Origin of the sequence: Aquisalimonas asiatica (genome assembly GCF_900110585.1) — a bacterium.
GTDB lineage: Bacteria > Pseudomonadota > Gammaproteobacteria > Nitrococcales > Aquisalimonadaceae > Aquisalimonas > Aquisalimonas asiatica.
This window is the reverse complement of the sequence record NZ_FOEG01000006.1, coordinates 25,516-45,234: the sequence shown is the minus strand read 5'-3', so window position 1 is coordinate 45,234 and position 19,719 is coordinate 25,516. Positions and strand designations below refer to the sequence as shown.

15 protein-coding genes are annotated in these 19,719 nt (G+C 67.8%); 8 read left to right on the top strand and 7 right to left on the bottom strand.

From position 1 onward, the window contains the following. Window positions 1-19: 19 nt before the first annotated feature. From BMZ02_RS13145 to BMZ02_RS13125, 5 genes are all read left to right on the top strand, one after another. On the top strand, window positions 20-643 hold the full coding sequence (locus BMZ02_RS13145) for a c-type cytochrome (RefSeq protein WP_091644715.1): 624 nt from the start codon (window positions 20-22) through the stop codon (window positions 641-643). Between the two features lie 139 nt (window positions 644-782). Then, complete coding sequence (locus BMZ02_RS13140; protein WP_091644712.1) at window positions 783-2,825, top strand: cytochrome c biogenesis protein ResB; 2,043 nt, start codon at window positions 783-785, stop codon at window positions 2,823-2,825. Next, entirely contained in the window at window positions 2,822-3,985 is a 1,164-nt protein-coding gene (ccsB, locus tag BMZ02_RS13135) for a c-type cytochrome biogenesis protein CcsB (protein ID WP_091644710.1), read from the top strand. Before BMZ02_RS13140 ends, ccsB begins: the two co-directional genes overlap by 4 nt. 84 nt (window positions 3,986-4,069) lie before the next feature. Then, the gene (locus BMZ02_RS13130) at window positions 4,070-4,699 is read left to right on the top strand and encodes a thiol:disulfide interchange protein DsbA/DsbL (RefSeq protein WP_091644709.1); all 630 of its coding nucleotides are present in this window, start codon (window positions 4,070-4,072) and stop codon (window positions 4,697-4,699) included. Window positions 4,700-4,706: 7 nt separating this feature from the next. Further along, window positions 4,707-5,525 (top strand): endonuclease/exonuclease/phosphatase family protein, encoded by an 819-nt coding sequence (locus tag BMZ02_RS13125; protein ID WP_245754039.1) that lies wholly within the window; start codon window positions 4,707-4,709, stop codon window positions 5,523-5,525. On the opposite strand, the gene BMZ02_RS13120 is transcribed toward BMZ02_RS13125, so the two are convergent. Both BMZ02_RS13120 and BMZ02_RS13115 read right to left on the bottom strand, forming a co-directional pair. Next, the gene (locus tag BMZ02_RS13120; protein ID WP_216110842.1) at window positions 5,509-6,366 is read right to left on the bottom strand and encodes an alpha/beta fold hydrolase; all 858 of its coding nucleotides are present in this window, start codon (window positions 6,364-6,366) and stop codon (window positions 5,509-5,511) included. The two genes, BMZ02_RS13125 and BMZ02_RS13120, sit on opposite strands and share 17 nt — an antisense overlap. 32 nt (window positions 6,367-6,398) lie before the next feature. Continuing rightward, window positions 6,399-8,666: a putative bifunctional diguanylate cyclase/phosphodiesterase gene (locus tag BMZ02_RS13115; protein ID WP_139209213.1), complete on the bottom strand. Its 2,268-nt coding sequence runs from the start codon at window positions 8,664-8,666 to the stop codon at window positions 6,399-6,401. Window positions 8,667-8,877: 211 nt separating this feature from the next. On the opposite strand from BMZ02_RS13115, the gene BMZ02_RS13110 reads away from it, so the two are divergent. Continuing rightward, window positions 8,878-10,182, top strand: coding sequence for an ATP-grasp domain-containing protein (locus BMZ02_RS13110; RefSeq protein WP_091644704.1), 1,305 nt, complete (start codon window positions 8,878-8,880; stop codon window positions 10,180-10,182). Here the strand turns inward: BMZ02_RS13110 and BMZ02_RS13105 are convergent. Further along, window positions 10,173-10,712 (bottom strand): GNAT family N-acetyltransferase, encoded by a 540-nt coding sequence (locus BMZ02_RS13105; protein WP_091644703.1) that lies wholly within the window; start codon window positions 10,710-10,712, stop codon window positions 10,173-10,175. The two genes, BMZ02_RS13110 and BMZ02_RS13105, sit on opposite strands and share 10 nt — an antisense overlap. Window positions 10,713-10,808: 96 nt before the next feature. Between BMZ02_RS13105 and BMZ02_RS13100 the strand changes: the two genes are divergently transcribed. Both BMZ02_RS13100 and BMZ02_RS13095 read left to right on the top strand, forming a co-directional pair. Further along, the gene (locus BMZ02_RS13100; protein ID WP_091644700.1) at window positions 10,809-12,110 is read left to right on the top strand and encodes an ArgE/DapE family deacylase; all 1,302 of its coding nucleotides are present in this window, start codon (window positions 10,809-10,811) and stop codon (window positions 12,108-12,110) included. Window positions 12,111-12,182: 72 nt separating this feature from the next. After that, complete coding sequence (locus tag BMZ02_RS13095; protein WP_091644697.1) at window positions 12,183-14,216, top strand: CocE/NonD family hydrolase; 2,034 nt, start codon at window positions 12,183-12,185, stop codon at window positions 14,214-14,216. A 37-nt stretch (window positions 14,217-14,253) separates the two neighbouring features. On the opposite strand, the gene BMZ02_RS13090 is transcribed toward BMZ02_RS13095, so the two are convergent. The 4 genes from BMZ02_RS13090 to BMZ02_RS13075 all read right to left on the bottom strand — a co-directional run bounded on the left by BMZ02_RS13090 (window position 14,254) and on the right by BMZ02_RS13075 (window position 19,718). Then, window positions 14,254-15,282 carry a D-alanine--D-alanine ligase family protein gene (locus BMZ02_RS13090; RefSeq protein ID WP_091644694.1) on the bottom strand — a complete coding sequence of 343 codons (1,029 nt, stop codon included), beginning with the start codon at window positions 15,280-15,282 and terminating at the stop codon, window positions 14,254-14,256. Continuing rightward, entirely contained in the window at window positions 15,279-16,175 is an 897-nt protein-coding gene (locus BMZ02_RS13085; RefSeq protein ID WP_091644691.1) for a transglutaminase family protein, read from the bottom strand. Before BMZ02_RS13085 ends, BMZ02_RS13090 begins: the two co-directional genes overlap by 4 nt. Next, window positions 16,172-18,700, bottom strand: a complete 2,529-nt coding sequence (locus BMZ02_RS13080) for a circularly permuted type 2 ATP-grasp protein (protein ID WP_091644688.1) — start codon at window positions 18,698-18,700, stop codon at window positions 16,172-16,174. Before BMZ02_RS13080 ends, BMZ02_RS13085 begins: the two co-directional genes overlap by 4 nt. A 67-nt stretch (window positions 18,701-18,767) precedes the next feature. Beyond that, entirely contained in the window at window positions 18,768-19,718 is a 951-nt protein-coding gene (locus BMZ02_RS13075) for an alpha-E domain-containing protein (protein WP_091644686.1), read from the bottom strand. Window position 19,719 lies beyond the last annotated feature (1 nt).

Below are 19,719 nucleotides of genomic sequence, written 5' to 3'. Positions count from 1 at the left end.
GCCAGGAGTAACCAATTCCATGAACAACTGGATCAAGGTTGTTATCGCCGGTTCGGCGCTGATCGCCACCCCGTTCCTGCAGGCCGGCGACGTGTCACGCGGGGAAGACCTCTCCGGCCAGTGCATGGCCTGCCACGCTGCCGAAGGCAACACGGACAACCCTGAATGGCCGATCATCCACGGCCAGGGCAAGCGCTACCTGTACGAGCAGCTGCAGGCGTACAAGAGCGGTGACCGCGAAAACGCCGTGATGCAGAGTCAGGTCGCCGATATGGACGACCAGGACCTGCGGGATCTGGCGGCTTATTTCGCCTCGCAGGAAGGCGGCATCTCCGGCGGCGTGGACCCGGACCTGAAGGACCTGGGTGAATCCATCTACCGTGGCGGCCTTCCGGACGAGGGCGTCGCTGCCTGCATGGCCTGCCACGGCCCGGCCGGTGAAGGCATGGCCGGTGCCGGGTACCCCCGCTTGAGTGGTCAGCTCGCGGAGTACACGGCAGACCAGTTGCGCAAGTACAAGGACGGTGAGCGCACCACCGACCGCAACCGCATGATGCGTGATATCGCCGAGCGGATGTCCGATGAGGAGATCGAGGCCGTGTCCTCCTACATTTCCGGCCTTCACAAGCGGGAATCGGAGTAAGCGCTCCTGCGGGGCGCCCGCGCTGACGGGCGCCCGGTTCGACACGCCGCGCTCCCGGGCGTGGTTCATCATCTAGCAGCCGCCACTCTGGCGGCCGCGTCTCAGGCGCCGGCTCCACGGCACCGGGTGATCCAAGCGTATGGCGACAGCCGCTGACAGCACGAAGCGAGGTGGACGGCAGCGCAAGAGCACTGCATCCATCCTGCTGACGTTCCTCGGTTCCATGAATCTGGCGATAACCCTGCTGGTTGCCGTGGCCATTGCCTCGGTGATCGGCACGGTGCTGCACCAGAACGAGCCGTATCAGGATTACCTGATCAAGTTCGGGCCGTTCTGGTTCGAGGTGTACGAGCGGCTGTCGCTCTACGACGTCTACAGTGCGCCCTGGTTCCTGTTCATGCTGGCCTTCCTGGTGGTGTCCACCTCGGTCTGCCTGACACGGCATACGCCCGTGATGTGGAAGGAGATGACCCGCTTCCGCGATCATCAGCAGGAGCGCTCGCTGCGGGCATTCAGCCACAAGCGGGAGTGGTTCGTGGCCATGTCGCCGGAGGACGCCGCAGCCGCGGCCGACGCCACGCTCCGCCGCAATGGTTATCGTACACGCCACAAGAACAAGCCGGACGCCCGGCTGGTCTCCGCCATGCGGGGCACCAGCAACCGACTCGGTTACATCTTCACCCACCTGGCGATCGTCATCATCTGCATCGGCGGCCTCATCGACGGCAACCTGCTGATGCAATGGAAGTACTGGACCGGCGACCTGCTGGTGGAGACCCGCAACATCCCGGTCTCCCAGATCGATGACAGCAGCAAGCTGCCACCCCGGCAGACCGCGTTCCGCGGCAACGTGACCATTCCCGAGCAGGGGCGTGCCAGCGTGGTGTTCCTGCAGCTCGGTGAGGGGTACGTGGTGCAGGAACTCCCGTTCCGCATCGAAGTGGAGGACTTCCGGATCGAGCACTATGATACGGGAGAGCCCCGCTCCTACGAGAGCGATCTGGTGCTGCATGATCCGGAGCTGGACGAACCCATCCGCCAGACCATTCGCGTAAACGAGCCGCTCGTCCACAACGGCCATGCCATTTACCAGGCCAGTTTCGGTGACGGGGGCTCCCGGCTCGGTCTGCGTGCCTGGCCCCTGGATGGAGGCGATCCGGAAGAGCTCGAGACACGGGTCAACGAGGAACTGGAGATCGACGGCGAGCGGGGTGCGCGGCGCGTGGAGATCACCGACTTCGAGGTCTTCAACATTCACCCCGAGCCGGAGGCAACGGACCGCCGGCAGGTGCGCAACGTCGGCCCCAGTTTCACTTTCCGGCTGCGGCGCCCGACCGGTGAGGCGCTGGAGTACGAGAATTACATGCTGCCCATCGAGATGGACGGGGGGCGGTATTTCCTGAGCGGCGTAAGACGGTCGCCGGCCGAGGACTTTCGCTACCTGTACATCCCGGCCGACCCCAACGGCGGGCTTGACCGCTTCATGGGCCTGTTGCAGCAGCTGCGCCAGCCTGAGGGCGTTGCCGCCGCCGCTGACCGGGCCCTCGACGCCATCGGCGTGGAAGACGACCAGGTTCGCGGCCGCATCGCCGCCGAGGTCCACGACATGATCGACACGCTGCTGGAATCCGGGTTCGACGCGGTCATGGCGGAACAGCAGGCCCGGGCCGAGGAACGCGGCGGAGAGACCCCCGAGCGGCTGATGGATTTCTACCGCATGATCATCGAGCGCACGCTCTGGGAAGGGTACGCCCAGGTTCTCGCGGACGAAGGTATTGATCCCGGGGAACCCGCGGACGAGGATCTGGTCTTTTACCGTGACGCCCTGTCGGCCATGACTGCGCTGGCCGATTACGATGCGCCGGTCTTCCTGGAACTGACCGACTATGATCACCGGCAGGCCACCGGGTTGCAGATTGCCCGGGCGCCGGGTCAGAACATCGTCTACTTCGGTTCGTTGTTGCTGACCATCGGCCTGTTTCTGCTGTTTTACGTATCGCACCGGCGCGCGTGGTGCCTGATCCGGCCGGAAGGTGACGGGACCCGGGTGCTGCTGGCGGGTAGCAGTCAACGCGATCCGCTGGGATTCGCCAAGGCGTTCGATAGCCTCGGCGCAGAGCTGGATCACCGTCTTGGCGGCGACGGGCAGCCCCCGGCTGACACGAATGGAGAAAGGTCATGAGCACACAACAGGTCCTGGGGCGGGAGACCTTTGACGACCGCGGTTTCTTTGCACGGCTGTCCTGGTTCGACTGGCTATGGGCGGCGGCATTGCTGGTGGGCAGCATCTACGCGAGTTATCACTTCGCGCAATGGATGGACCGCTACGAGCACGCCATCCTGTACATCACGTGGGCGTCCACGGTGGCCATCGGCTGGATGTGGAAGCCTGCACGGGTGTACACCATTGCCGTGGCGGTGGTGACCCTGTTCGCGGTCATGCGCTACCCGGACCTGGCCGCCGGCGAAAGCGACTTCTTCCTGAATTACCTGCTCTCGAGCCAGGCCGCCATCATGTGGATGTGCGCCCTGTTCCTGGCGGCGACGCCCGTGTACTTCGCCGGGCTGCTGCTACGCTCCGAGTTTCTGAACAAGCTGGGCACCGCGCTGACCTGGCTGGCCAGTGGTGCCGGCCTGGTGGGGCTGCTGGTGCGCTGGTGGGAGTCCTACCTCATGGGGCCGGACATCGGGCGGATCCCGGTGACCAACCTCTACGAGGTCTTCGTCCTGTTCGCCTTCACCACGGGGCTGATCTACCTGTACTACGAGTACCGCTACCAGACTCGTGCCATGGGCGGCTTCGTCGGGCTGATCATCAGCGCGTCCATCGGCTTTCTCCTGTGGTATCACTTCGTCCAGGGCGCCTACGAGATCGATCCGCTGATTCCGGCGCTGCAGAGCTGGTGGATGAAGATCCACGTGCCCACCAACTTCGTTGCTTACGGCGCCTTTGCCATCGCGGCGATGATCGGCGTCGCCTACCTGATCCAGGCCCGTTTTCCCGAAGGGTGGGCCCGTCGCGGCCTGCCGTCGGCGGAGGTCATGGACGACCTGATGTACAAGAACATCGCCCTGGGCTTCGCCTTTTTCACCATTGCCACCATTCTGGGCGCCCTGTGGGCGGCGGAGGCCTGGGGTGGTTACTGGAGCTGGGATCCCAAGGAGACCTGGTCGCTGATCACCTGGCTGAATTACGCGGCGTGGCTGCACCTGCGCTTTACCAAGGGCTGGCGTGGCACGCCCATGGCGTGGTGGGCCGTGGCCGGCCTGTTCGTGGTCACGTTCACCTTTCTCGGTGTGAACATCTTCCTGAGTGGCCTGCACTCGTACGGCGAACTGTAAGACGGCGGCCGGAACGTCTGCGTTCCGGCACGGTCTGATCCTGTGGCGCAACGGGCGCCGGTTGAGACGGAGAGGAGCAACTGCATGACCGTGATTCGAGCGTTGCTGGCCGGGCTGCTGCTGGCCCCGGCGCTGGTGATGGGGCAGTCCTTCGAGGCGGGTAACCACTATCAGGAGCTCGACGAGCCCGTATCCACGGATGTGGAGGACGGCAAGGTCGAGGTGCGGGAGTTCTTCTCCTACGCGTGTCCTCACTGTCATACGTTCAACCCGCTGATCCAGTCCCTGATGGCGGATCTGGACGACAAGGCCGAGCTGGTGCACACGGCGGTGGTGTTCAACCGCAGCTGGGAGCCGCTGGCCCGGGCGTACTACACCAGCCGCGCGCTGGGTGTGACCGATGACACCCACAACGCCGTGTTCAATGCCCTGCACCAGGACAACCGGCGCATTGGCGGGGTCGATGATGTCGCGGAGGTCATGGGCGAGCAGGGTGTGGATGAAGACGCCGTTCGCGATGCCTGGGACTCGTTCTCCGTCGACTCGGCCATGCGCCAGGGTGACCGTATCGCCAGCACATACGGCGTACGCAGCACGCCCACCGTTGCCGTGGCCGGCAAGTACCTGGTTGACGTGCGTGATGCGGGTGGGCAGGAACGCATGATCGAGATCATCCGTTACCTGGTCGAGAAGGAATACGAACAAGCCCAGTGACCGACGAGTGAGCGAGAATAGCGCCGAACTGGAGCCGCGCGAGGCGCCGCAGCCGGACGAGGAGCAACCGAATCGGCTGCGGCTGCTGACCTATAATGTCCAGACCGGCATTCAGAGCAGTCATTACGGGCACTACTTCACCCGCAGCTGGCAGCACCTCTTCCCCCACGCGGAGCGGCCGCGCACCCTGCGGCGTTTTGCCCGGGTCACGCGCGGCTACGATCTGGTGGGCCTGCAGGAGGTCGATGGCGGCAGCCTCCGCAGCGGCTTCATGAACCAGACGGAGTTCGTCAGCCGGGCCGGCGGCTTTCCCTACTGGCACGACCAGACCAATCGCAACATCGGCCGGCTGGCCCGGCACAGCAACGGCATTCTCAGCCGCTTCCGCCCGCTGGAGATCCGCGAGCATGCGCTCCCCGGCATGATCCCGGGGCGCGGGGCGCTGCACATGACCTTTGGCGGCCCCGGCGACTCCCTGCACGTGATCCTGCTGCACCTGGCACTGGGCTCCCGGACGCGTATGCGCCAACTGGCCTACGTGGGGAATCTCATCGAGCGTCTCGAACACGTGGTGGTCATGGGCGATCTGAACTGCGCCGTGGACAGCCCGGAGTTCCAGGCGCTGCTGGTGAACACCAATCTCTCGGAACCGAAGCTGCTGCTGCCCACCTACCCCAGCTGGCGGCCCCTCCACCACCTGGATCACATCCTCGTGTCATCGTCGCTGACCGTGGAGCGCGCCGAGGTGCTGGATTACGCGGTCTCGGACCACCTCCCCGTGGCCATGGACGTGCGCCTGCCCGAGTCGATCATTCTGCTGCCCTGAGTGGGCCGGCACCTGCGCGGGCGAGCAGCCAGTCCGTCACCAGGGGCCAGATCTCGGCCTGGGCCGCCTTGCTGACCACGATGCCCGGGTGGGTGTAGTCCTCGCGGAATCCCGTGGCTCGGCCCGCGGCGATGAACCGCCGGTCCGCGCTGCCGAAGTGCATGATCAGCTTCTCGCAGCCGGTTGGCGGGTCGACGGTATCGCCCAGTCCGGACAGGGCCAGCGTCGGGGCGTGGATGCGGGCGAGCGCCTCCCGCAGGCCCGGTTCCCGGCGGCCGCGGGTGACCAGCTGCATGGCGTCGCGCATGGCCGCCCTGGGCTCGTCGTTGGGTCCCATACCCAGCAGTGGTGCGGGGAAGCGTCGCTGGATACGCAGAAAACCCGACAGCAGCAGATTGCCGGGCCAGTCCAGCATGCGTTTACCGTCCTCGAACTGGGCGGCGAACAGCACCAGCCCCGCCAGGTCCCCGGCGTCCAGCAGCTCCGCGGCGGCGCGGCTGGCGAGAACGCCGCCAAAGGAGTGCCCGATCCAGAACGCGGGCCGGTTCCACTCGGAGCGGATCCAGTCCCGCACCAGCGGCAGGTCGTGCTGCAGGTGATCCTCCAGCCCGGGCCGCCCCGGCCCGCCCCGGCGGCGCTCCACGATCAGGCCGGGAAACCCGTATCCCGCCAGGTGGGCCGCGAGGCCGACCCCTCGATCAGACAACCAGAAACGGCGGCCGCTGAACATGCCGGGCAGGTAGACGATGGGTTGATGGTGCGCCGGGGCCTCAGCCGCGACCCGGGTCACCTCGAAACGGCCGCCGTCGGCCGCCGTGAGCGTGTGTGTCGCTACTCGCATCGGTGGTTGCGGGTTCACCGCCCGGGAATGCATCAGCGCCGCCTGTGGTCGCGGGAGCGCCGCGGTGACGATGGCGTCCCCGGCCGCATGCGGCGCAGAAAACTCGCTGGTGCGGTGGCCTGCCCGTAGATGTATCCCTGTACCACGTCGCAGCCCTGCCGGCTGAGAAAGCGGAGCTGTTCGTCGGTCTCCACTCCTTCCGCGACCACCCGCAGCCCGAGCTGGTGCGCCATGGCGATAATGGCGGCGACGATGGCCTGGTCATCGCGGTTGCTGACCACGTCCTGGATGAATGAGCGGTCAATCTTGAGTTTGGTCACGGGCAGGTGCTTGATCTGGCTCAGGGACGAATAACCGGTGCCAAAGTCGTCGATGGCAATGCCGATCCCCAGTTTGCGCAGTCGATTGAGGAGCGACACGCTGCTGTCGCGCCGTTCCATCAGCGCGCTTTCGGTGATCTCCAGCTCCAGCGCGGTGGCCGGGAGGTCATGGCGGGCCAGTGCGGCCGCAAGCGCCTCGGGCAGCCGCTCATCCAGCAACTCCTGGGTGGTGATGTTGATGGCCACGCACGGCACGTGCAGGCCTTCTCGTCGCCACTGTGCCATGTCGCGACAGGCGCGCTCCGCCAGCCACTCGCCGATGGGGAGGATCATGCCGGTGTCCTCCGCCAGCTCGATGAACTCGTCCGGTGGAACATGGCCGAGTTCCGGATCGAACCAGCGGATCAGCGCCTCGGTGCCAACCAGGCGGCCTGTATCGGGGCAGATCTGCGGCTGGTAGTGAAGGTCGAAGGCGCGCTCATCCACTGCGCGCCGGAGCCGGTGCTCGATGCAGCTGCGGCGCGCGGCGCGCTCCTGCATGGTGCCGTCGAAGACGACCAGCGAGTCCCGGCCCTGGCGCTTGGCCTCGTGGAGCGCCAGCTCCGCGAACCGGATCATTTCGTCCACGTCGTCGGTATGCAGAGGGTGACAGGCCATGCCCATGCACGCCGACAGGCGCAGCTCGTGGCCGTCGATGCGCACGGGTGAGGATAGCGTCCGCCGGATCGTCTTGAGACGGCTGGCGGCCGCTGCGGCGATATCGTTGCGCTCCAGGGGAATGGTCAGCATGAAAGCGTCCCCTCCCCAGCGGGCCAGGGTCTCGCCGGCGCTGGCCAGGCTGTCCAGCCGGTGGCTGAGGGTGCGTAGCAGCAGGTCGCCCACGTCGTGGCCCATGAGGTCGTTGAGCACGCTGGCGTCGTCCAGGTCGATCAGCACCAGCGCAAAGGCGCGCCGCCGGTTGCGCAGCAACGCATGGAGCCGGTTGCGCAGCAGCATCCTGTTCGGCAGACCGGTGAGCTGGTCGTAGTAGGCCAGGCGGAAGATACGTTGCTCCGACTGCTTGCGCAGCAGGGCGGTGGCAAACACCGATGCCAGACGGGTGAGCAGGGTGATCTGGTCGCCGCGCCAGCGGCGTGATTCGGTCACGGTCTCGATGGCGATCCAGCCCTGCAGTTCGCCGCCGAACGTAATGGGTGCGAGCGCCGTGGAACGCACGCCGGTGGCCGCGAGCAGGCGCTCGTCGGGCGAGTCCGCCGGGACCTGGGTGAGTGACTCCAGGCGCAGCAGCCCCCCCTCCCGCATGCGCTGCAGAATCCACGGGATCTGGTTGCTGCGCATGCGCCGGTAATGCTCGCCGTGGCTGCTGACGCCGGCCCTGCGCCAGCCGTGGGTATTGACGATCCGGCTGTGGCCGTCCACGAGCTGGTAGAGATGGGCCCGGTCGGCGTCGCTGTACCGGCCCAGTTCGGCCAGGGCCGTATCAATGGCGCCGTCGATGGTATCCGGGGCCATGTTGATGAATTCGTCCGCCAGGCGCGCCACCAGCTGATCGATGGCATAGCCCGTGGCCAGGGCGTGTTCGGCGTCGCGGTGGGCCGTGACATCCAGGGACGCGAACAGCACGCGGTCGCTGCCGGCGGGTTGTATCCGGGCACTGAAGTGGTGTTGCCGGCTGCCGTGAATGGTGCGGTAGGTCACTTCCCGTTGCATGCCGTCGGCGACACACCCGGCCACCGCCCGGGCGATCTGCTCACGGTCCGCGGCCGGAATGGTGGCGTCGTCTGCCGGTGCGGGGTCTTCATCGCCCGGAGCGCGCTTGCGCAGCCGGCCACTGCCGTCCAGCAGCAGAAGTCGTTCGCGGGTGCTGCCCAGGAGCGCGGCCAGTTCGTCGGCGGTAAACGCCGGGTTGTCGCTACCTCCGCCGCCTCCTCCGGCGCCCTTTCGGGGCGGGTCTGACGGCGGCCGGTGGGGCTGGTGCATGACGGCTGAGTGCTCCGTACACGGCATCGGCGCCGGATCATCGAGCTCGTCCAGAGCGGCCATGGTGCCTGAAGCGCGACGCGCTCCGGCGAGTAGACTCTGGACGCTACCCCAACTGACCGGCGTTGTCGATCACTTGTGCCCGCCGCTGTCACCTCGCCCGATAGGGGGTATGCTCAAGGCAGGCCCACTGCTCAGGGAGCTCATTGGCATGACCGACAGCAAGCACATCTTCGTGATCGGCCTGGACGACTTCAACCTCAGCGAGCTGGAGACGGTCCACAACGCCGGGGACTACACCTTCCACGGCCTGGTGGACTACGACACCATGGTCAACCCGCCCAGCTACCCCATGGACGCCATCATGGCGGAGGCCCGGGAGACCCTGGCCGCCGCGCCGGCCGTGGACGCCATCATCGGTCACTGGGACTTCCCCACCACCTCCATGCTGCCGATACTCCGGCGCGAGTGGGGGCTGCCAACGCCGACCCTGGAGAGCGTGCTCTACTGCGAGAACAAGTACTGGAACCGGCTGGCCGGGGAAGAGGCACTGCCAGAGTGCACGCCGGACTTTCAGGGGCTGGACCCTTACTCCGACGACCCCCTGGGCGACCTGGACATGGACTACCCCTTCTGGCTGAAGCCCTCCGTGGCGTTTTCGTCCTACCTGGGCTTTCGCATCGAGAACGAGCAGCAGTACCTGCAGGCCATGCAGACCATCCGCGAGCGGATCCACGTGTTCGCGGAGCCCTTCGACACCATCATGCGTTCCTGCGAGAACCCCGGGGCACTGCCGAACCGCGGCAGTGGTGCCACCTGCATCGCCGAAGGGCTGATCAGCGGGCGCCTGTGCACGCTGGAGGGGTATGTCTATGATGGCGAGGTGGTGGTCTACGCGGTGATCGACTCGCTGCGCGCGTCCAACCAGGTGAGCTTCTACAGCTACCAGTATCCGTCACACCTGCCGCCCGGGGTGCAGAACCGCATGATCGCCCATGCGGGCCGGATTCTGGATCACATCGGCATGGACCACACGCCGTTCAACATGGAGTTCTTCTGGGACGAGGCCACGGACAAGCTCTGGCTGCTGGAGATCAACCCGCGCATCTCCAAGTCCCATTGCCCCATCTTCCAGATCGCCACCGGGTCGTCGCACCACGAGGTGGCCATCGACATCGCTCTTGGTCGCAAGCCCGATTTTCCCCGCGCCGAGGGGCGTTTCCCCATGGCCGGCAAGTTCATGCCCCGGGTGTTCGGCGACACCGTGGTCACGCGGGTGCCGTCGGCGGACGATATCGCCATGCTGCAGAAGCAGCACCCGGAGGTGATTGTCCACGTCGGCGTAACCGAGGGCATGCGCCTGTCGGAGCTGGTCGCCCAGGACAGCTACAGCTTCGAGATCGCCGATGTCTTCCTGGGGGCGGAGACCGAAGAGCAGATGCACGAGAAGTTCCGCTACGTGATGGAAGTGCTGGACTTCCAGTTCGCCGACGTGGTGCCCACCAACTACAGCTGATGGGTGGCGCGGTATTCCCGGTCGAGCATGGAGAGCACGTGCATGGAGATGAACCGGTCGCCCTTGCGCACGCTCTCGCGGGCGATGCCTTCCTCCACGAAGCCGAGCCGGCGGTAGAGGTTGAAGGCGCGGCGGTTGTTCCGGGCGACGTTCAGCCAGAGGCGGTGGCACCCCAGTACGTCGAAGCAGTCGTGCGCGGCCAGCAGCACCGCGGTGCGGCCATGGCCGCGCCCCTTGCTGATAATGGCGATGCGCCGCAGCAGGATGCTGCCGTTGGGGTCATCCGTGTCTTCCAGCACCACGTAGCCGATGGGCGTGTCGCGGTGCTCGATGAGCCAGTGCCTCACCCCCGGCCGGCTCAGCGCGGCACGGTGCTCGGCCTCGCTCCACTGCTCAACGTGGGGGGCGTTGTCCGGATGGCGCTCCACCTCGACCACGAAGGGGCAGTCCTCCGGCGTGGTGGCTCGCAGGGTCATGGCGCCGCGCCGGATCGGCGGCGGGGTGGTGGAGTCGGTGTCTGCACTGCTCATGGCGTCAGGATACCACCGCCGCGCCCCGTGGAAATTGACCGCCGTGCCTGGTCCGACCAATACTGGAAGCCGTGCCCCTGACGAGGATTGCGCACCATGGCGAGACGAAGCTCCTATGTTGATATCGACAGGATTCGCGACCGCCTGGTGTCGTTGATCCGCATTCCTTCCATCACCGGCGAGGAAGACGCCATCGTCTCCCACATCGCCAACTGGTTACAGCAGTTCGACGCCGAGATCGACTACTGGAACGACGGCATCGCCTCGCTCCAGCGAGACCCGCGCTATCCCGGCCACGAGGTGGAGCGCGCCTGGGCGCCGGTGGTGGTGGGGGTGCTGCGGGGTGAGCAGCCCGGGCCGAGCGTATTGCTGACCGGGCACGTGGATGTGGTGCCGCCCGGGGACTACACCCGCTGGCAGGACGAGCCCTTCTCCGGGGTCACCCGCGGCGACCGGGTGTTCGGCTGCGGCGCCTCCGACATGAAATCCGGGCTGGTGGCCGCCATGGCCTGCTTCGAGGCCTTTGCCGAGAGCGGCCGCAACTTCCCGGGGCGTATCATCTTTGCCGCCGTGCCGGCGGAGGAGGACAGCGGGCTTGGCACCCTGGCCGCCATCCGCGGCGGCTGGCAGGCCGACGCCTGTATCATCCCCGAGCCCACCACCGGTGCCAGCGGCGTGCCGGAGCTGGTGATCGCTCACGCCGGGGCCATGTCGCTCAAGGTCGAGGTGCCGGGCAAGTCCGCGCATGCCAGCAAGCGGCTGCAGGGCGAGAGCGCCCTGGACCACTTCTTCACCATCTACCAGGCCATGCGCGAGGACGAGCGCCGGCTCAACGAGCGCGAGAAACACCCCCTCATGGGCGTGCATCCCCTGCCCTACGCCACCAACGTCGGCACCATCCAGGGCGGTCTGTGGTCATCCAGCGTCATGGATCACCTGGAGGCGCAGGTGCGCGTGGGTGTCGCCCTGGACGAGACCATCGACGAGGCGGAGGCGCGGTTCCGGGACGGCGTCATGGCGCAGATCAAGGACGACCCGTGGCTGCGGGAGAATCCGCCCCGCATCACCCGGCTGGCATCCGGGTTCGGCTCCGCCCAGACGCGCCGTGACCATCCGCTGGTGGAAGCGCTGGCCGAGTCGGCGGAGGAGGAGTTCCGTCGCACGCCCGAGGTGGCCGCGGTCCCTTACGGCTGCGACATGTCGGGCTGGGTGCGGCTGGCCGGTGTGCCGACGGTCATCTACGGGCCGGGCGAGATCGACCTGGCCCATGCCCCCAACGAGTCCGTCTCCCTGGAAGCCACCTACAAGGTCGCCCGCACGCTGGTGAAGACCACCGAGCGCCTGCTGGAAATGGACCCGGCGACCATGAAGCTCGTCCCTGACGACGCGGTTCCGTAGCGGTGCCGGTAGCGTCCGTCCGGCATCCCCCGGCACCCTGGCGGGGCGGGTCATCGTTACAGGAGAAGCGCCATGAAGGTGGTTGAGTCCTTCCCCGAAGGGGTGAAGGTGATCGAGAACGTCTGGATTCCCATGCGTGACGGCGTGCACCTGGCCGCCCGCCTGTGGATGCCGGAGGACGCCGAAGACAACCCGGTGCCGGCGGTGCTCGAATACATGCCCTACCGCAAGCGCGATTTCACCCGTCTGCGCGACGAGCCCCTGCATCACTACTTTGCCGGCCACGGCTACGTCGGTGTGCGCCTGGATGTGCGCGGCACCGGCGACTCGGAAGGCATTCTCCGGGACGAATACCTGGAGCAGGAGCAGGACGACGCCGTGGACGCCATCGACTGGCTCACCCGGCAGCCCTGGTGCGACGGTAACGTCGGCATGATCGGGCTGTCCTGGAGCGGCTTCAACTCGCTGCAGGTGGCTGCCCGTCGCCCGCCGGCGCTGAAGGCGATCATCACCATGTGCTCCACCGACGATCGCTACGCCGACGATGCCCACTACAAGGGCGGCTGCCTGCTCAACGAGAACTTCGTCTGGGGTTCCGCCTTCTTCTCCCTGAACGCGTGCCCGCCCGACCCGGTGATCAGTGGCGACCGCTGGCGGGAGCAATGGCTGGAGCGGCTGCAGAAGAACCGCCTGTTCCCGGCATTGTGGATGCGCCACCCCCACCGGGACGACTACTGGAAGCACGGTTCCGTCTGTGAGGACTACGACGCCATCCAGTGCGCCGTCTACGCCGTGGGCGGCTGGGCGGACGGCTACGTGAACGCGATCCCGCGGCTGATGGAGGGCCTGAACGCCCCGAAGAAGGCGCTGATCGGTCCGTGGCCACACGCCTTCCCCCATGCGGCGGAGCCGGGGCCGCAGATCGGATTCTTTCAGGAGGCGGTGCGCTGGTGGGACTACTGGCTGAAGGGCATTGATACGGGGATCATGGACGAGCCCATGGTGCGTGCCTGGATGGAGAGCTGGATCCAGCCCGCGCCCTACCACGCCGAACGGCCCGGGCGCTGGGTGGCGGAGGAGGCCTGGCCGTCGCCGCGCATCGGCACCCGGCAGTGGTTCCTGAACGTGCTGTCGCTGGGCGACACGGCTGCCGACGAGGACGCGGTACGGGTGCGTGCGCCGCAGACCACGGGGCTGCGGGGCGGCGATTTCTACGGTTACGGCGCCGACGGCGACGCGCCCCTGGATCAGCGGGCCGACGACGGCAAGTCGCTGGTGTTCGACTCCGATCCGCTGGCCGAGCCGGTGGAGATCCTCGGCGCGCCGGTGGTCACCCTCGATCTCGCGGTGGACCAGCCGGTGGCCTTCGTCATCGTCCGCCTCAACGATGTGGCGCCGGACGGCGGCTCCAGCCGGGTCAGCTACGGCGTGCTCAACCTCACCCATCGCAACAGCCACGAGCACCCGGAGCCGCTGGTTCCGGGCCAGCGCTACCGCGTGCCCATCCGGTTGAACGATATCGGTTACTCGTTTGCGCCCGGCCACACCATCCGCGTGGCCGTGTCCACCACCTACTGGCCCATGCTGTGGCCGGCGCCGGAGCCGGTGGAGCTGACCCTGTTCACCGGCGCCAGCACCCTGGCGCTGCCGGTGCGGCCGCCGCGGGTCGATGACGAGACGCTGCGCCCGTTCGACGCACCCGAGCGCGGCCCGGTCTCCGACCATACGCCGCTGGAGTGGGCCCAGGCGCAGCGGATGGTGGAGCTGGATCTGGCCACGGACGAGACGGTCTACACCACCTTCGGCGACGGCGGCGATTTCGGCGGCGCGGCGCTGGCACGCATCGAGGATATCGACCTCACCATCGGCTACACCATCCGCCGGACGTTCCGCATCGGCGAACACGACCCGCTCTCTGCCCGGGCCGAGGTGGAGCAGAAGACCGTCCTGCGCCGGGGCGCGTGGTCGGTGCGCATCGAGTGCCGGACCACGCTCAGCGCCGATGCCCACAACTTCCGGGTGCAGGCGACCCAGGACGCGTTCGAGTCCGGCGAGCGGATCTCCAGCCGCGAATGGGACGAGGTGGTGCCGCGCCAGCTGCTGTAACCACGGCCTCCGGCGCGCCCGGGCGGCGTCACGGCCTCTACAGGCCGTAGCGGCGGCGTGCCGCCTCCAGGATCATGCGCAGCAGGTCGCCGTAGCTGTGGCCCGCCCAGCCGGCCATGATCGCCATCTTGCCGTCGTGGTTCCACGTGGGGTTGAAGTTGGCGTCCAGCAGCCGGGGCACACCGTCGGCGCCGGCGCGGAAGTCGAGTCGCGCGTAGTCGCGGAACCCCAGACGCTCGAACAGCCAGATGGCCTGCTCCACCATGGCCGCCCGGGTGCCGGTGTCCAGCTCCGCGCGCCGGAACTGCAGCGCCTGCCAGTAGGGGGAGTCGGGATCGGCCTTGGAACCGTAGGAGAGGATCGGTGGCAGGGACGGATCCAGCTGGCTGTAGTCGATCTCCAGGGGCGGGAGCACGGTCAGGCCCGTGTCCGGATTGCCCACCAGCCCCAGGGTGTATTCCGCGCCGGTGAGGAAGTCCTGGATCAGCGCCCGGGGCCTGACGGCGGTGGCCTCCTCCGCCAGCCGGCGCAGGCAGGCCTGCGCCTCGGCGGCATCGTGCACCACCGACTGCGGCGACACACCCAGGCTGCCGCAGCCGTCATTGGGCTTGATCATCGCCGGGTAGAGGTCCGGCAGCACCAGCGGGTCGGCGTGCAGGTCCACCACGGTCTCGTTGGGCACCGGAATCCCGTGGCTCGCGGCCAGCAGCCGCACCAGGGCCTTGTCCGCGCACAGGGCCATGCTGGCAGGTGTGGCGCCGGTGTAGGGGATGTCCAGCAGCTCGAGCAGCGCCGGCACATTGGGCTCATGGTGCAGCAGGTTCCGGTAACCGGTGTCACAGAAGTTGAGTGCCAGATCCGGCGGATTCTGCCGCAGGGTGTCCAGCAGCTCCGAGTGATTGTTGAACGCCACGGCGCGGTAGCCGTCCAGGGCGTTGACCGTCGTCGCCACGGTCGTTGCCGCGGCGATGTCCTCCGCGCTGAAGCGGCCGTCGACGCCGTAGCTGTAGGGCAGGTCCGGGTCGCCGCTGAGGACGCCGATGGTCAGTTCCCGTGCTGCAGTCATGGTTCGTCCTCGCTGGGGAGTCGTTGCACGTCCACGGCCACGTGGCTCCGCTGGCCCCGGCTACCGCCGAAGATGACACCCTTCAACGGTGACACGTCGGCGTAGTCGCGCCCCCAGGCCGTGGTGATGTGCTGTGTCCCGGGCATGCGATTGTTGGTGGGGTCGAAGTCGATCCAGCCCAGCGACGGGTCGTGGGCGGCGAACCACGCGTGTGACGCATCCGCGCCGATCAGCCGTGCGGTGCCGTCCGCCGGGGCCGTCTCCACGTAGCCGGAAACATAGCGAGCGGCGATGCCGAGACCGCGCAGGCAGGCGATGGCCAGATGGGCGAAGTCCTGGCAGACGCCGCGGCGTTCACGGAACACCCGCTCGAGCGGGGTGCTGATGGTGGTGGCCATGGGGTCGTAGGCGAAATCCCGGTGGATCCGGCCCATGAGGTGGTGGACCGCTTCGGGCAGGCGTTGGCCGGCCGCAAACGACGCCCGGGCATAGTCGGTGAGATCCGGCCGCGTTTCCACCAGTGGTGAATCCAGCAGGAACTCGCGCACCGCCAGTGCCGTGGCTGCAGTGCCGCTGCCCGTGGTCGCCACTGCCTGCTCCCATGGCAGTCCCTGCCCGTGGGCGACCGGGTCGGCGGGCGCCTCCAGGGCGACATCGGTGGTGGCCGTGACCGCGAGCTGGTCGTGTGGTCGCTGGATCGTGAAATGAGTGACGCGATTGCCGTAGTAATCCGTGCGCTCCGACGTGTAGTCGGGTCGCGGGGCGATGGTCAGGCTGTGCGCCAGGACCTGCTGGTCGGGGGTGGTCCGGGGCGCCAGGTGCGTCTCGTTGTAGCTGCGGCTGATGGCCCGCGGGTAGTGGTATTCGGTGCGGTGCGTGATGCGGTACTTCATGCCGGCTCGCCCCCGCGATTGCGCACCGGATCCAGCTGGCGCGGTCCCTGTGGATCGGAGAAGTAGACGCTGGCCAGGGTACGGGCGGCGTGATCGAGCCGGGCACTGGTCTGCCTGAGCAGTGCGTCCAGCGCGTCGCGGCGGGTTCCGTCCCCCTGCAGCAACGTCTCGGGATCGCTCAGACGCAGGCTGGTGCGCGCCTCCAGCACGGGGCGCTGATGGGCGGTGAGGCGGTCGGGTGCCCCGGCCCCTGGAAGGGAGGCGAGCCGGGCTTCCAGCCGCGCCAGCTGGAAGCCCACCGCACGGGGGTTGCTCTCGCTCAACAGCACCAGCTCCAGCACGGTGCCGGGTCGGGGCTGGCGATGATGTTCCCGGTGGTAGGCATTGAGGCTCTCCAGGTGCTCGAGGACTGCATCCAGCAGGCGCGGCTCGTCCCGCGCGCCCAGTGGTGTCACCAGCACCGCGCGCAGGAAGGCACTGGTCAGCAGGCCGCGCTCGAGGCAGCGGCCCGTCTCCAGGAAGCTCCAGGAGCGGCTGTGCACCATGGTGTCCTCCTGCAGGCCCCGCAGTGCGGCCAGCAGGGTAATGAACGTGTCCAGCACCGTCGGCAGGTCGTCCACCGGCAGTGGTGATGGCAACTCCGCCAGGTGGCGGCGGATGGTGCCGATGACCCGCCAGGTGTCGGGGGCGAGTCGGTCGCGCACGGCGTGGGAGGCGGCCATCATGGCGTTGAAGTTGAACGCCACGGTACCGGTCCGGCTGTCGTCCTGCAGCAGGGCGATCAGCGCCGAGTCATCGCCGTCGCCCTGTCGCGCGTCCACGGCCTGGCCACTGATGGCGCCCAGGCCGGCGATGAGCTGCCGCTGGCAGGCGTCTGCCGTCGCGCCGCCGGCGCGCAGGCGGCGGATGGTGCGTAGCAGGCGCAGGCTCTGTTCCGCGCGCTCGGCGTAGCGTGCCATCCAGAACAGGTTCTCGGTGGCCGCCGGGGGCAGGGCCGCCGAACGGTCGATGGGCCCGTCCTCGGTGACTTCCGGCGTCAGCAGCGCGGCTTCGCGCACCGGCTCGGAGGCGATCACCCAGGTGTCCTTGGACAGCCCGCCGGCCTGGTTGGAGACACTGGCGTCGTGGGGGTGGCCCGCGACCCGGGTGAGACCGCCGGGCATGACGGTGTAGCCGTCGGGGCGGCCCACCAGGAACGTCCGCAGCACGGCCAGCCGGGGTTCGAGCCCGGGCTCGCCGAGCGTGGGTACCGAGGAGAAGCGGCCCTGCTCCTGGCCCACGTAGCGATGGGGAGCCTGGCGGATGCGGGCGATCAGAGCGTCCCGCCCGGCGGCATCCAGGGTTCCCGGGAAAATGGTGGGCTCACCCGAGCGCCGGTCGATGGGTTTGACCACCAGGGAGTCCAGCCGCGAGAGCACGTGCTCGCGGGATTCGCTGTCACCGCACCACCAGGTGGGCAGGCCGGGCAGCGCCAGCTCCTGGCCCAGCAGATGCTGTGCGATGGCCGGCAGGAAGGCGTTCAGCGCCGGGTTCTCCAGGATGCCCGAACCGAGCGGGTTGGCGATGGCGACTCGCCCCCGGCGGGCGACTTCGGTCAGTCCCGGGACGCCCAGCAGCGAGTCGGGTCGCAGCTCCAGGGCGTCGCAGTAGTCGTCGTCGAGGCGGCGCAGGATGACGTCCACCGGTTCCAGGCGGCCCATGGAGCGCAGCCAGACCCGGCCGTCGCGCACGGTGAGATCGCCCCCTTCCACCAGGGTGTAACCCAGGTAGCTGGCGAGAAACGCGTGCTCGAAGTAGGTTTCGTTGAGCGGGCCTGGCGTCAGCACCACCACGTGCGGGTCGTCGGTGTCACGATCGGGCGCGAGACCGGCAAGGGTGGCGCGCAGATTCTGGAAGAACAGCGCCAGGTGGTGGACGTGCGACTCCCGGAACAGACTCGGAAGCGCCCGCGCCATGACGACCCGGTTCTCCAGCGCGTAGCCCGCACCGGACGGCGACTGGGTACGGTCGCCGATGACGCGCACGGTGCCGTCCGGCCCCCGTGCCAGGTCGGCGGCGTACAGCGTGAGCGGGTGCGCCAGGTCGGTGCGGTACGGGTGGCAGGGGCGCAGAAAGCCGTCGTGTCCGTGCACCAGCTCCGGCGGCAGCAGGCCGCGGGTCAGCAGCTCCTGCTCGCCGTACAGGTCCTGCAGGATGCGGTTCAGCAACTCCGCGCGCTGTTGCAGGCCGTGCTCCACCCGGCCCCACTCCGTGCTGTCGAGCAGCACCGGGACCGGGTCCAGGTCCCATGTCCGCTGCAGGCCGTGGGGGTCACTGTAGACGTTGTAGGTGACCCCCCGTTCCCTGAGCATGCGGCGGACTTGTTCCCGCCTTTGCCGGAGTGCGTCGGGGCCCAGCGCATCCAGGGCGTCCGCCAGATAGCGCCAGGTATCCGTCACCTGCCCGCTGCCGTCGACCATTTCGTCGTGATGCCCGTGCAGGGGGCGGTAGCCGGACAGGAGCGTGGACGACGGTATTGCAGACATGGGCGTGCTGGCCGTGCGGCGGTGGTCCGGACAGCATAACGTGGATGGGGCGGGCGTGTGCTACCTGTCAGGCGTCCACGGGCACCGTGTCCGGATCCAGATGGAACCAGGTACTGGTGAGCTGTTCGTGGATTTCGCCGATCCCCGCCTGGAGCACATCGATGTAGGCGTGCAGGTCGTCCATGCTCATGTCCCGCGGCTCCGCCTCGTTGATGCGCCGCTGCAGCCGGCCCACGCGGCGCAGGGTGGCCTCGTTGCGGGGCAGGGCCTGGATGCACGCCTCGGCCACGGTGATGTTGTGGTCCACGGAGCGGGGGAAGGGCGTGTCCTGCAGCAGAAACCGCACCACGTCGTGGCTGACCACCCGCGGGTGCACGTGCTGGCGGTACATCTGGTAGGCGGACAGGGATTTCAGCACGTGCACCCAGAGCACGTTGGCGTACTCCTCCGGGATATCCTCCCGGGGCATGAGCACGGCCACGGCGCTGTCGACGATACGCGTGGTCATGTCCGCCCGCTCCAGGCTCTGCCCCAGCCGCACGAAGTCGTACGCCGAGTCGTGGCTCATGGTGCCCGCCAGCGCACCGCTGATCTGCTGGCAGCGGAAGACCACCGTGTGCAGGAACTCGAACCGGTGACGCCGGGCCAGGGAGCGCTGCACGTGGTCGCGGACGTACAGATAGAGGCGGTTCATGTCCTCCCACGCTTCCGTGGGCAGCAGCTCGCGGGTGGTGCGTACGTTCTCGCGTGCGGCGCGCACCGAGGTCAGCACCGAGCCGGGGTTGAACGTGTCGGCGAGCAGGAATTTCACCACGTTGCGCTCGTCGTAGTTCTTGTAATGGCCGGCGAAGGCGTCCCGCGCGCCGGTGATGTCCGCCAGGCTCTCCCAGCCGCCGCGCATGCTCACCGGCAGGTCCATGACTTCGTTGCTGTGGGCGCTCACCAGCCGCGCCATGCTCTCGGCGCGCTCCAGGTAACGCCCCATCCAGTAAACCCGTTCCGCAACTCTCGACAGCATG

Excerpts from the sequence above, each read along its gene's own strand:
- BMZ02_RS13110 (WP_091644704.1), top strand. The coding sequence starts at position 8,878 with ATGACCGACAGCAAGCACATCTTCGTGATCGGCCTGGACGACTTCAAC.
- ccsB (WP_091644710.1), top strand. The coding sequence starts at position 2,822 with ATGAGCACACAACAGGTCCTGGGGCGGGAGACCTTTGACGACCGCGGT.
- BMZ02_RS13120 (WP_216110842.1), bottom strand. The coding sequence starts at position 6,366 with ATGCGAGTAGCGACACACACGCTCACGGCGGCCGACGGCGGCCGTTTC.
- BMZ02_RS13140 (WP_091644712.1), top strand. The coding sequence starts at position 783 with ATGGCGACAGCCGCTGACAGCACGAAGCGAGGTGGACGGCAGCGCAAG.
- BMZ02_RS13095 (WP_091644697.1), top strand. The coding sequence starts at position 12,183 with ATGAAGGTGGTTGAGTCCTTCCCCGAAGGGGTGAAGGTGATCGAGAAC.
- BMZ02_RS13115 (WP_139209213.1), bottom strand. The coding sequence starts at position 8,666 with ATGCACCAGCCCCACCGGCCGCCGTCAGACCCGCCCCGAAAGGGCGCC.
- BMZ02_RS13130 (WP_091644709.1), top strand. The coding sequence starts at position 4,070 with ATGACCGTGATTCGAGCGTTGCTGGCCGGGCTGCTGCTGGCCCCGGCG.
- BMZ02_RS13085 (WP_091644691.1), bottom strand. The coding sequence starts at position 16,175 with ATGAAGTACCGCATCACGCACCGCACCGAATACCACTACCCGCGGGCC.
- BMZ02_RS13105 (WP_091644703.1), bottom strand. The coding sequence starts at position 10,712 with ATGAGCAGTGCAGACACCGACTCCACCACCCCGCCGCCGATCCGGCGC.
- BMZ02_RS13075 (WP_091644686.1), bottom strand. The coding sequence starts at position 19,718 with ATGCTGTCGAGAGTTGCGGAACGGGTTTACTGGATGGGGCGTTACCTG.
- BMZ02_RS13080 (WP_091644688.1), bottom strand. The coding sequence starts at position 18,700 with ATGTCTGCAATACCGTCGTCCACGCTCCTGTCCGGCTACCGCCCCCTG.
- BMZ02_RS13090 (WP_091644694.1), bottom strand. The coding sequence starts at position 15,282 with ATGACTGCAGCACGGGAACTGACCATCGGCGTCCTCAGCGGCGACCCG.
- BMZ02_RS13145 (WP_091644715.1), top strand. The coding sequence starts at position 20 with ATGAACAACTGGATCAAGGTTGTTATCGCCGGTTCGGCGCTGATCGCC.
- BMZ02_RS13100 (WP_091644700.1), top strand. The coding sequence starts at position 10,809 with ATGGCGAGACGAAGCTCCTATGTTGATATCGACAGGATTCGCGACCGC.